The organism is Caulobacter sp. GW821-FHT09H08 (assembly GCF_059415885.1).
Genome location: NZ_JBWKOC010000003.1, coordinates 971,685 through 981,704 on the forward strand (window position 1 = coordinate 971,685; position 10,020 = coordinate 981,704).

The following is a 10,020-nucleotide window of genomic DNA, read 5'->3' on the forward strand; positions in this document are numbered from 1 at the left end:
CGCGCCTTTCGTTTGGTTCTGTATGTTGCGCTCATGACTCAGCTAGCCCCTGAAGACTATTCGGACGACGAACTGCTCGAGATGCTGAATCCGGTTCAGCTGGCCGAGCTCGACCGCCAGATCGGCGAGATGTTCGGCGCCGAAGGTGTCGACCGCGCCGAGGCTTTGTTCGCCATGGCCAATGTCTATTCGTTGCGCGCGGCCGAACGCGATCCGACCTCGGCCCTGGCCATGTTGCAACTGGCCGCCGCCATGCGCCGGCGGGCTGAGCAGATGATCGCGTCGCGGAACTGAGGCCCGGAAACCTCGTCCTTCGACAAGCTCAGGATGAGGTTTCTACTGCCGGCGTTGGTTCTAATCCTCACCCTGAGCCCGTCGAAGGGCGAGGATCACGCACCATGCTAGGCCGGGAACTTCCGATCCAGCCAAGCCAGGATCGCCGCATTCACTTCGGCCGGCTTCTCCTGCTGGGTCCAGTGGCCGCTGCCTTCGATCAGCACCTTCTCCAGGTCGCTGATCTGGTCGCCCATGCGATCGGCCATGGCCGGCGGCAGGACGACGTCCAGCTCGGCCATGATCATCAGGCAGGGGACGCCGTCGATGCGGCGGGGCAGGGACTCGGCCTTCTCCCAGTTGCGCGTGAAGTTGCGGTACCAGTTGATGCCGCCGGTGAAGCCCGTGCGCTGGAAGGCCTCGACGAAGAAGGCCAGCTCGTCGGGCTCCAGGAACTGGTTGTCGTCGGTCGCCGGATCGTAGTGAAGCAGGGCGTCCTGCAGCGCCAGGCTCCGGCGTTCGGCCGGGCGGCCCAGGAACTCGTCCTGGCTGCCCTTGGGCTTGCGCATGAAGAACCGGATCGTCCGCTCGGGATCCGCGCCCAGCCGTGCGTCGGCCTCTCCCGGCTTCTGGAAGTGGACGATGTACATGTCCTCGCCGAACGCGTTGCGGAACATCTCGATCGGGTCCATCGGCAGGCGCGGGGTGAAGGGCGTGTTCAGGCCGATGACGCCGGCCACCCTTGTCGGATGCAGCAGCGGCAACTGCCAGACGACGATGCCGCCCCAGTCGTGGCCGACGAAGATCGCCTTCTCGACGCCCAGGTGGTCCAGCAGGCCGACCAGGTCGCCGGTCAGGTGCTCCATGTCGTAGGCCTCGACCGCCTCGGGGCCGGGGGTGAGGCCGTAGCCTCGCTGGTCTGGCGCGATCACCCAGCGGCCGGCGGCGGCCAGGGCGGCGATCTGGTGACGCCACGAGAAGGCCAGCTCCGGGAAGCCATGGCAGAAGACGATGGGCACGCCTTGGCGCGGTCCGGCCTCGTAATAGGCCATGCGGATGCCGTTGATGTCGGCGTACTGGGGTTCGGGCAGGCCTGGATTCTTGACCGTCATGACCGCTCTTCCTCCCGCGTTTCTATGTGATTGCCGATCACCCTGGAGCGCTCCACCGACGCGGGCAAGCGCCATTTGAGGTTTCCGTAGGGTCGAAAAGGCGTAGAAGCGAAACCATGACCGACGCGCCGCCGCCCGCCGCCGTTCCGTGGCGACTTGTCCTGCTGCTGGGTGCGCTGACGGCCTTCGGGCCCATGTCGATCGACATGTATCTGTCCAGCCTGCCGTCCATCGGCGCGAGCCTGCATGCTGGGCCCGAGCAGACCCAGGCGACCCTGGCGGCCTTCTTCGCTGGCATGGCCATCGGCCAGTTCGTCTACGGCCCCGCCTCGGACCGGTTCGGTCGGCGCCTGCCGTTGCTGTTCGGCATCGGCGTCTTCCTGGCGGCGTCGATCGTCTGCGCCCTGGCGCCGACGATCGAGGTCCTGATCGCCGCCCGCTTCGTCCAGGCGCTGGGCGGCTGCGCGGGGCCGGTGGTCGCTCGCGCCGTGGTCCGCGATCGCTTCGGCCATTCCGACACCGCGCGCGTGCTGTCGCTGATGACCCTGATCATGGGTCTCGCGCCGGTGCTGGCCCCGCAGTTCGGCGGCGTCGTGCAGTTCTTCGCCGGCTGGCGCGGGGTGTTCTGGGTGCTCGTCGTGTTCAGCAGCCTGATCGGCCTCTGGGTGATCCTCAGCCTGTCGGAGTCCCGCTCGGCCGAGACCCTGGCCCAGGCCAAGGCCGAGAACCCGCTGAAGGCCTATATCGCCCTGTTCGGCATGCGCCGGCTGATGGGCTACGCGATCGCCGGGGCGCTGAACGGGGCGGTGCTGTTCACCTACATCGCCGGGGCGGCGGACCTGATCATGGGGACCTACGGCCACTCGCCGCTGGTCTTCAACCTGCTGTTCGCCTTCAACGCCGTCGGCATCATCGGGGCCAGCCAGATCAATCGCCTGCTGCTGCGCCGCCACCTGCCGGACCAGGTGCTGAGCCGGGCCAGCATCGCCTCGATCGTCGCGGCCCTGCTGCTCTCGATCGCCGCCTGGACCGGCTGGGGTGGGCAGTGGACGGTGCTGCCGCTGCTATTCCTGGCCCTGTCGATCTACGGCCTGATGGGCGGCAACACCATGGCCGGGGCGCTAAGCGTCGATCCGCGCCGGGCCGGCTCCACCTCGGCCCTGATGGGTTCGACCTCGTTCGCGGCGGGGGCCTTGTCGTCCTGGGCCAGCGGCCTGCTGCACGACGGCACGCCGCGACCGGTGGCCGGGGTGATGTTCGCCTGTCTGGTCGGCTCCAGCCTGGCGATCTTCCTGCTGGCCCTGCCGGGCGCGGAGAAGCCTCAGGCCTGAGGCAGCTTGAAGCCGCGCCAGGCCAGCAGCGCCCAGCCGGCCATGAACGCCAGGCCGCCCAGCGGGGTGACGGCGCCCAGAATGCGCGGACCGCCCAGCGCCATGGCGTAGAGCGAACCGGAGAACAGCAGCGCGCCGACCAGGAACAGCGCCGCGACCACGCCCATGCCCTTGGCGCCCGCGCGCTGCAGGCCGAAGGCGGCGAAGACGGCCAGGGCGTGGGCCATCTGGTACTGCGAGCCGGTGTGCAGCCACTCGACCGGCTTGGGCTCGGTCATGCCGTGCGCGGCGAAGGCGCCGAAGCCCACGGACAGCAGGGCGCTGAGCGCCGCCAGACCCGTCCAGGCCCTGGGAGTCCAACTCGCCATCGGCTTTACGCTCCGTCACCGTTGCAATCGTCGGGCGTGACCTTAACGTCGATCACCTGGACGTAAAGCGACGCCGCTTCCTTACGGCATCAGAGCGTCGCGCGATCCAGGGGAGGACGGCATGGCGCTCACCTGGGGCGACGATTACCCGATCCATCAGACGCCGGAACCCGTGGCCTATGCCGGGACGGATCGGAACTTCTACGACCGCTATTTCTTCAACGGCTACGCGGCCGAAGGAGACGGGAACGACCTCTTCTTCGCCGCCGCCTTTGGGGTCTATCCGCACCTCAACATCGCCGACGCCGCCTTCTGCGTGATGAAGGATGGTAGACAGGTGAATCTCCACGCCAGCCGCTGGCTGCGGATGGAGCGGATGGACCTGAGCGTCGGGCCGATCAGCATCGAGGTGCTCCAGCCGTTGCAACGCCTGAAGCTGACCGTCGCCGCGCCCGAGCAGGGCATCGCCGCCGAGATCGTCTTCGAAGGCCGAGCCTTTCCGATCGAGGAGCCGCGCTTCGTCCGTCGCAACGGGCCGCGCACGCTGCTCGACTACACCCGCCTGACCCAGAACGGCCGCTACAGCGGCTGGATCGAGGTCGACGGCGTCCGCACCCGCGTCGACGGCTTCGTCGGCACCCGCGACCGCTCGTGGGGTGTCCGGCCGATCGGCGCGCGCGACGCCCAGGAGCTGGCCCCGCCGGTCTTGCCGCAGTTCTTCTGGCTGTGGGCGCCGTGCAATTTCGCGGACGGCAGCCTGTTCTTCCACACCAATGACGACGAGCTGGGCCGGCTCTGGAACCGCCGCGCCGTCTGGCTGGAGGACGGCGGTCGCGAGGACCATTTCGGCGGCTTCGCCGAGTCCGCCTGCGCCATCCAGTGGAAGAGCGGCACGCGCCACGCCTCGGCGGCCGCGATCGATCTCGGCGCCGATGGATCGGTGACCATCGAGCCTCAGACCGAGTTCTTCATGCTGGGCCTGGGCTACAACCATCCGACCTGGGGGCACGGCCAGAACCAGGGTGAGCTGAAGGTCGAGCGGGAGGACTTCGTCACCGCCGACCTCGACCGGAAGATGCCCCATCTGCTGCACGTCCAGGCCCTGAGCCGGGTGACCTTCGTCGACGGCGAGGGACGTGAGCGGAAGGGGCGGGGGGTCTTCGAGCAATTGGCGATCGGACCGCACGCGCCCTCGGGTTTCTCCTCGATCCTGGACATGGCCCCATGAGTTCGAGCCCCATGACCCTCGCCGAACGCCTGGAGGCGTACCTGACCCGGATCTGGGCGGGGCCGGTGACGGTGGCCGATCTCTCGCGCATCCCCGGCGGGGCCAGCCGCGAGACCTATCGCTTTGTCGCGAGCGTCGGCGGCGAGACCAAGCCGCTGATCCTGCGTCGCGACCCGCCCGGCAGCCTGATCGAGACCGATCGCAGCCTGGAATATCTGGCGCTGGAGAGCTTCCACGACCGCGTGCCGGCTCCGCGTCCCGTTGCGATGGACGCCGAGGGCGCTGAGCTGGAGCGCCCGTTCTTCATCATGGAGCGGGTCGAGGGCGGGGCGGTGGCCTCGCCGTTCACGGTCATGCCCTACGGCGCCAACGCCCGAACGATCGGCGAGTCGTTTTTCGACATCCTGGGGCGGATCGCCAGCGTGGACCCGGCCGGCCTGCCGCTGGCCAAGGCCGCGGAGAACCCCGCGCCGCAGGACTGCTGGCGGATCGCGGTGGACCACTGGGCCGCCGTCATCGAGGCTGACGAACAGCACCCGCAGCCGATCGTCCGCGCCGCCATCCGCGCGCTCCGCCGCAAGCCGCCACCGCCGCCCCGCGCGGTGCGGGTGGTGCACGGCGACTATCGCGGCGGCAATTTCCTGCACGCCCCGGACGGGACCATCCTGGCGATCCTGGACTGGGAGATGGTCCACCTTGGCGACCCGCTGGAGGATCTGGCCTGGGCCATCGATCCGCTCTGGAATCCGTTCGACGCCGCCACCGTGGCCGCCATGATCCCGCGCGAAGACGCACTGGCGATCTGGTCGAAGGCCAGCGGCCTGCCGGTCGACGAGGGGGCGCTGGCCTGGTGGTCGCTGTTCGCGGCCGTGAAAGGCCAGGCGATCTGGACCTCGGCGGCCAAGGAGTATCGCGACGGCGGCTTCAAGGAGCCGATCCTGGCGGTCTCCGGCTGGTACACCGCCAGGCGGCACGACGAGATCCTGGCCGCCGCTCTCATGCGCCTGGAGGGCCTGCAATGACCCCGAGCCTGCCCGACATCCTGGTCGGCAACTTCATGTGCATGGCCGATCCCGGACCGCCCGAGCAGCAGGGCGAGTTCATGGCGGGCAAGGTGGGACTGGTGGCGCTACTGTCGCTGTTGGCGGCCCAGGAGGCCGAGCGCGGTGTGGCGGCGCGGGTCGAGGAGAACGCCCTGATCCGCGCGACGCTGGACGGGGCGACGGCCGACTACGGCCTGGATCCCGCCGCCTGGCCGACGACCGACACGTTCACCACCACGGCGCTGGACGGCGTCAACGCCGCGCTGCGCAAGGCCTTGATCAGCCTGCACGAGGCGGTGGAGACGAAGGGCGACACGACACGCCACCACGCCATCCTGCGCCTCTACGCCAAGATGGCCGACCTGCGCCGACTGGACTTGCCGCCCCTGCCGGCGCGCTAAGCGCGCCGGTCGATGAGACATGCCCGCGCGCTAGGCGTCGGCTACTTGTGCTTGTTGTGCTGAGCGATCTCGGCCGGCTGGATGTCCAGCGGGGCCGGCGCGGCGGCGTTGTAGGCGGCGGTCTGGTTCAGGTCCATGACCACGCTGCGGTGACCTTCCCAGATCATGTGCATGGCGACATAGAGCACGATCGCCAGGCCGACGAAGCCGATCCAGCGGTGCTTGTGCAGCAGGTTGGCGATGGCGCTGGCGGCCAGGCCCATCAGGGCGATCGACAGCAGCAGGCCGAAGATCAGGATGCCGGGGTGCTCGCGGGCGGCGCCGGCAACGGCCAGCACGTTGTCCAGCGACATCGAGACGTCGGCGATCAGGACCTGGATGAAGGCCTGCTTGAAGGTCTTGGCCTTACGCGTGCTGGGCTCGGTCGAGGGATCGCCGTCGATCGCGGCCATGGCGTCGTCGTGCGCGGCCTGCTCGCGCATCTCGCGCCACATCTTCCAGCAGACCCACAGCAGCAGGAAGCCGCCGGCCAGCAGCAGGCCGATGACGCCCAGCAGCCACGTGGTGATCAGGGCGAAGCTGATGCGCAGGACGACAGCGGCGCCCAGCCCGTACAGGATGACCTTCTTGCGGTCCTTGGGCGGCAGGCCGCCGGCGGCCAGGCCCACGGCCACGGCGTTGTCCCCGGCCAGCACCAGGTCGATCATCAGGACTTGCAGCAGGGCCATCAAGGGCCCCTGCAGGCTGCCCAGCTGGGCCGTCAGAGCTTCAAACATGCATCCTCAATGCGGTGACGCGAGCGCTGATGCAAGGCGCAAAAGGGGCGCGTCGGCAAAACGCGCGCGCGTCATACAAAAGCACAGCGCCCCGGATCGTTGACCCGGGGCGCTGCTTCTCGGTGGAGCCTGCGCTTAGTGGGCGGGCTCGGGTTCCTTGTGGTCGTTGGCCTGATGCTCCTGAGCGTGGTGCTCCGGGGCCTGGGGCTCGACCGTCGCCTCGGCCGGCGGTGCGACGACCGGCTCGGGAACGTGGTGTTCGGCCGGAGGCGCGATCGGGTGGACGTTCTGGGCCACGAACGGGTTGTGATGTTCCTGGACGGGAGCGGGCTGCGCCTCGACCGGAGCGTGGACCTCCTGAACGGGAGGGACCTCCCGGTGCGCCGGTTCCTGGAACGGTGCGTGGTGCTCTTCGACAGGGGCGAAGGGCTCGGGCGCCGGGGCCGGGGCTTCTTCCTTGTGGTGCGTGAAGGCCGCGGTGGCCGCCGCGCCCGCCACCGCGCCGCCGGCGGCGGCCACGAACGGGTTCACATAGGAGGTCTGGGCCGGCTGCGGCGCCTCGAACTCCATCTCGTTGCGGCCGTAGTCGGTGTGGGTGCGGTAGCGGCGCTGGCGTTCCTGGCGGCGGCGGGATTCCGTGGCGTTGCGCGACACGATGGCCAGGATGATCACGGCCAGCAGGACCAGGGCCCCGCCCAGCACGGTCTTCAGCGAGGTCTCACCGACGCCCGGCAGGTTGATCGAGCCGTTCAGCGGGCCGAGATCCAGACCGCCGACGCCCTTCTTGACCTGCTCCGGCACGGCGGCGACGCGCTTGGTGATCGTGCCCAGGGCGAAGTCCTGCGGCGGCTTGGCGCCGTTCAGTTCGACGCCGAACTCCGACTTCAGCTGGCCCTTGGCCTCCGGACCCGGCTTGACCTGCCAGGCGAAGGTGGTGGGCTCGCCCGGCTTCACCACGGCCGTCTGGCGACCGTTCGGCGTGACCTCGTAGCCTTCGCCCGAGAGCTGGGCGTAGGCGCTGGTCTTCTTGGCGGCCTTGGTCAGGCCCAGCTTGGCGGCTTCCTTCTTGATCAGGTCGCCCAGCGTGGTCGGCAAGGACAGGGTGACCTGGCCCGGCTGGTTCTTCGACAGGCTCTCACCAGCCGCCAGGACGGCGCCGTTGGTGGCCTCGGTCGCGGTGGCGGCCTGCAGCTTCTCGAGCTTGGTCGCCGGCTTGTCCGGAGCGGGCTTCGGCGCTGCGGCGGGCGGGGCGACCGGCTTGGCGGCGGCCACGACCGGCGGCTTGGCCAGCGGCGTGGTCGGCTTGGCTGGTTGGACAGCCTTCAGCGGCGCGGGAGCGGGCGCGACGGTCTTCGGCGCGACCGGCTTCACCGGCGCTGGCTTGGCCGCCACGACGACGGGCGGCTTGGCCACGGGCCTGGCGAGCGGCGCGGGCTTGGCCGCGGCGTGGACGACCGGCGCGGCGTGATGCGTCGGGATCGTGGCGTGGACGCGCGGCGTCGCATGGACGCGGCGAGCGCCCTTCGGATTCGGCACCGGACGCATGGCCGTGACCAGCGTGCCGTCGGCGCGACGCCAGGTGCGGGTGTCGCCGGTGGCGGCGACATCGGCGCGCTGCGCGGTATGGGGCGCGGTTCGCGGAGCCGCATGCGCCGCGTGGCGTCCGCCCGGATTCGGGATCGGGCGCATGGCGGTGACCAGCTTGCCGTCGGCGCGGCGCCAGGTCCTCAGATCGCTATTCGGCGCGGGCAGGGGACGCGAGCTGACGCTGCCCGGCGTGCTGGGCCCGCCCAGCAGACCGTCCTGCGCCTGGCTGGCGTTCGGCGGCGGCGCCGCGCCCATCAGGTCAGGCGCGCTGCTTTCGGCGCGATAGTCGCTGGACGGCGGCGGCGTTCCCGGCTGATCGCCGGCGCTGCAGCCGGCAAGCAAAAGAACGCTGGCCGCCGCAGTGGCCAGGGCGGCCAAGCGTACCTTATTGCCAAACATCGGGTCCCCCGATCCCATGTCAGAATCCTCCGCGAGACGACGCTCGCGGACCACTGTTCGCGAGAAGAGCACGTGCTTGCGACGAAATCAAAACGGTTAACCGGGATTCACGAACCCAATTCATCCTTCACGCGAACTCTCGAGGCTTCGTAGAGCGCGACGGCGGCGGCGGCCGAGACGTTCAGGCTCTCGAAACCGCCCGGCATCGGGATCTTTCCGAGGGCGTCGCAGTGCTCGGCGACCAGGCGACGGACGCCTTCGCCCTCCGACCCCAGAACGAGCACGGTGGGTTGATTGTCGAGCACGGCTTCCAGGCTGTGCTCGGCCTCGCCAGCCAAAGCCACGGCGCGCCAGCCCAGGTCGGCCAGCTCCTCCAGGGCCCGGGATAGATTGACCACGCGCGCGTGCGCGACCTTGTCGACGGCGCCGACGGCGGTCTTGGCCAGCACGCCCGACAGCACCGGCGCATGGCGGTCCTGCAGAATCACGCCCTTGGCCCCGAAGGCGGCGGCCGAACGGAAGATGGCGCCGATGTTTTGCGGGTCGGTGATCTGGTCCAGCATGACCAGCAGGCCGTCGGCCTGGGCGGCGAGGTCGGCGATCGACAGGGCCTCGGGCTCGTCGATCTTCAGGGCCAGGCCCTGGTGCACGGCGCCCTGCGGCAACTGCTTGGCGATCTCCTGGCCTTCCATCACCTGCAGGCAGGCCAGCTTCTGGAGATTCGGCGCGAGCCGCTTGGCGCGGTCCGGGGTCGCCAGAAGGCGCTTCGGAGCCGGTCGCAGGGGGTTGGAAAGCGCCGCCTCGACGGCGTGAGTCCCCCAAATCCAGTCCTTGGCGTCACCTTGACCGCGAGAAAAGCTGTTCTCTTTCCGTGGCTTGGAACGAAAATCGCGTCCGGGTGCAGAAGGACGTTTCCGGTCGTTGCGTTCGGAATGAGAGGACACTATAAGACGCGCTCCGATTTGGGGCCCCAAGGGTTTCTCGGCCGGCCGGCGCTGCTCTTAGCACCGTCCGTCACCGGCTAAAGAAGCTTTTGTTCCAGTTCGAAGTTCAACGGCTTGCTGTTGCGCATTGAACCGGGTAAAGGCCGCCGGCTTCGGAACTCCGTCGCGTGCTTGGGGGAATGTCCCGAGTGGCAAAGGGGGGGGACTGTAAATCCCCTGGCGTACGCCTTCGCAGGTTCGAGTCCTGCTTCCCCCACCATGCACGCGACGAGTTCGGAAGACAGGCGCGGTCTTGAAGGCAACGGGCGTCCCAGAGCCAGAGACCGGGAGCCGACGCGACCCCGCAAGCTATTAGGCGGGTATAGCACAATGGTAGTGCAGCAGCCTTCCAAGCTGAGGACGCGGGTTCGATTCCCGCTACCCGCTCCAGCTCCCTAAGAGTTAATTCCCAACAACAAGCCGCCGGCGCGAAGGTAGAGACGATGGCCAAGGAAAAGTTCGAACGTAATAAGCCGCACTGCAACATCGGCACGATTGGTCACGTTGACCATGGCAAGA

At 68.9% G+C, this 10,020-nt stretch carries 11 protein-coding genes and 2 tRNA genes; 8 read left to right on the forward strand and 5 right to left on the reverse strand.

Annotation, left to right across the window (positions count from 1 at the left end; translation table 11 throughout):
• Nucleotides 1-33: 33 nt before the first annotated feature.
• Nucleotides 34-294, forward strand: coding sequence for a low temperature requirement protein A (locus AC07NN_RS14225; protein WP_494641792.1), 261 nt, complete (start codon nt 34-36; stop codon nt 292-294).
• Nucleotides 295-401: 107 nt separating this feature from the next.
• Here the strand turns inward: AC07NN_RS14225 and AC07NN_RS14230 are convergent, their stop codons facing one another.
• Complete coding sequence (locus tag AC07NN_RS14230) at nt 402-1,385, reverse strand: alpha/beta fold hydrolase (RefSeq protein WP_494641794.1); 984 nt, start codon at nt 1,383-1,385, stop codon at nt 402-404.
• Between the two features lie 116 nt (nt 1,386-1,501).
• On the opposite strand from AC07NN_RS14230, the gene AC07NN_RS14235 reads away from it, so the two are divergent.
• Entirely contained in the window at nt 1,502-2,716 is a 1,215-nt protein-coding gene (locus tag AC07NN_RS14235; RefSeq protein ID WP_494641796.1) for a multidrug effflux MFS transporter, read from the forward strand.
• On the opposite strand, the gene AC07NN_RS14240 is transcribed toward AC07NN_RS14235, so the two are convergent.
• Nucleotides 2,707-3,084: a DUF423 domain-containing protein gene (locus AC07NN_RS14240; RefSeq protein WP_494641798.1), complete on the reverse strand. Its 378-nt coding sequence runs from the start codon at nt 3,082-3,084 to the stop codon at nt 2,707-2,709. The two genes, AC07NN_RS14235 and AC07NN_RS14240, sit on opposite strands and share 10 nt — an antisense overlap.
• A gap of 121 nt (nt 3,085-3,205) precedes the next feature.
• On the opposite strand from AC07NN_RS14240, the gene AC07NN_RS14245 reads away from it, so the two are divergent.
• From AC07NN_RS14245 to AC07NN_RS14255, 3 genes are read left to right on the forward strand one after another with little or no spacing between them, the layout of a single operon-like run.
• Complete coding sequence (locus AC07NN_RS14245) at nt 3,206-4,312, forward strand: Rv3169 family protein (RefSeq protein WP_494641800.1); 1,107 nt, start codon at nt 3,206-3,208, stop codon at nt 4,310-4,312.
• A gap of 11 nt (nt 4,313-4,323) precedes the next feature.
• Nucleotides 4,324-5,334 (forward strand): phosphotransferase family protein, encoded by a 1,011-nt coding sequence (locus AC07NN_RS14250; protein WP_494641802.1) that lies wholly within the window; start codon nt 4,324-4,326, stop codon nt 5,332-5,334.
• On the forward strand, nt 5,331-5,756 hold the full coding sequence (locus AC07NN_RS14255; RefSeq protein ID WP_494641804.1) for a hypothetical protein: 426 nt from the start codon (nt 5,331-5,333) through the stop codon (nt 5,754-5,756). Before AC07NN_RS14250 ends, AC07NN_RS14255 begins: the two co-directional genes overlap by 4 nt.
• A gap of 41 nt (nt 5,757-5,797) precedes the next feature.
• Here AC07NN_RS14255 and AC07NN_RS14260 read toward each other — a convergent pair whose 3' ends face one another.
• The 3 genes from AC07NN_RS14260 to rlmB form a co-directional block, all read right to left on the reverse strand.
• Nucleotides 5,798-6,532 carry a TerC family protein gene (locus tag AC07NN_RS14260; RefSeq protein ID WP_494641808.1) on the reverse strand — a complete coding sequence of 245 codons (735 nt, stop codon included), beginning with the start codon at nt 6,530-6,532 and terminating at the stop codon, nt 5,798-5,800.
• A gap of 135 nt (nt 6,533-6,667) precedes the next feature.
• Nucleotides 6,668-8,518, reverse strand: coding sequence for a stalk-specific protein StpX (gene stpX, locus AC07NN_RS14265; RefSeq protein WP_494641813.1), 1,851 nt, complete (start codon nt 8,516-8,518; stop codon nt 6,668-6,670).
• A 107-nt stretch (nt 8,519-8,625) separates the two neighbouring features.
• The gene (gene rlmB / locus AC07NN_RS14270) at nt 8,626-9,462 is read right to left on the reverse strand and encodes a 23S rRNA (guanosine(2251)-2'-O)-methyltransferase RlmB (RefSeq protein WP_494641818.1); all 837 of its coding nucleotides are present in this window, start codon (nt 9,460-9,462) and stop codon (nt 8,626-8,628) included.
• A gap of 173 nt (nt 9,463-9,635) precedes the next feature.
• On the opposite strand from rlmB, the gene AC07NN_RS14275 reads away from it, so the two are divergent.
• From AC07NN_RS14275 to AC07NN_RS14285, 3 genes are all read left to right on the forward strand, one after another.
• Nucleotides 9,636-9,721: transfer RNA gene (locus AC07NN_RS14275), tRNA-Tyr, on the forward strand.
• A gap of 96 nt (nt 9,722-9,817) precedes the next feature.
• Nucleotides 9,818-9,891, forward strand: a tRNA-Gly gene (locus AC07NN_RS14280).
• 53 nt (nt 9,892-9,944) lie between these two features.
• A partial coding sequence (locus AC07NN_RS14285) for a hypothetical protein (protein ID WP_334349513.1) occupies nt 9,945-10,020 on the forward strand: 76 nt, incomplete at its 3' end.